Origin of the sequence: Pseudomonas sp. SZ57, assembly GCF_009495975.1 — a bacterium.
Taxonomy (GTDB): Bacteria; Pseudomonadota; Gammaproteobacteria; order Pseudomonadales; family Pseudomonadaceae; genus Aquipseudomonas; species Aquipseudomonas syringae.
This window is the reverse complement of record NZ_WIBD01000006.1, coordinates 1-798: the sequence shown is the minus strand read 5'-3', so window position 1 is coordinate 798 and position 798 is coordinate 1. Positions and strand designations below refer to the sequence as shown.

The following is a 798-nucleotide window of genomic DNA, read 5'->3' as shown; positions in this document are numbered from 1 at the left end:
GCCTTTTTGACGAAGGTGCTCTTAACGCATCCTCAAAGCCCCCTAAGAAAGCTGGACGCCCAAGAAAGATGACGACGCCCCTTCCCCCTGTGAAATCTGCTCCGATCAACGATGAATCGCGCTCGCGTGACGAGTTGCTTGCCGAGGTGAAGCAACTGCGGATGGAGGTCGATTATCTAAAAAAGCTCGATGCCTTGGTTCAGAAGAAGCAACGAATAGCGCAGCAGAAAAAGCGCAAATCGTGATGGAACTGAGGCCTTTGCATTCTCTGGACGGCCTGCTGAAGTTTGCCGGTCTGGCACGCAGCACTTTTTACTATCAACAAAAGGTACTGCTGGCAGATGACAAATACGCCGGGCTGAAAGACCTGATTCAGGCAACTTTCTACGAGCACAAGGGCCGGTATGGCTATCGTCGCATCACGGCAGCTTTGCGCAGGGCGGGCCATCTTGTGAACCACAAGACGGTGCAGAAACTAATGGGGCAGCTAGGCCTGAAGAGCCTGATACGCGTGAAGAAATACCGTTCCTACAAAGGCGAAACAGGCAAGGCCGCGCCTAACCTGCTAAAGCGTGATTTCAAAGCGCAATACCTTAACCAGAAATGGGCCACCGACGTGACCGAATTCAAAGTAGGAGGCCAGAAACTCTATCTGTCGCCGATCATGGATCTGTACAGCGGCGAAATCATTTCCTATGCGATTGCCAGGCGCCCGCTGTACTCCATGGTCGACGAAATGCTTGAAGGAGCATTTAAGCGGCTTGGACCGCATGAAAAGCCGATTTTGCATTCCGACCA

Annotated in this window: 1 pseudogene; it reads left to right on the top strand. The window is 52.4% G+C overall.

Annotated elements, in window-relative coordinates:
- Positions 1 to 798, top strand: a pseudogene (locus tag GE543_RS09515) (IS3-like element ISPsy9 family transposase); the annotation flags it as partial.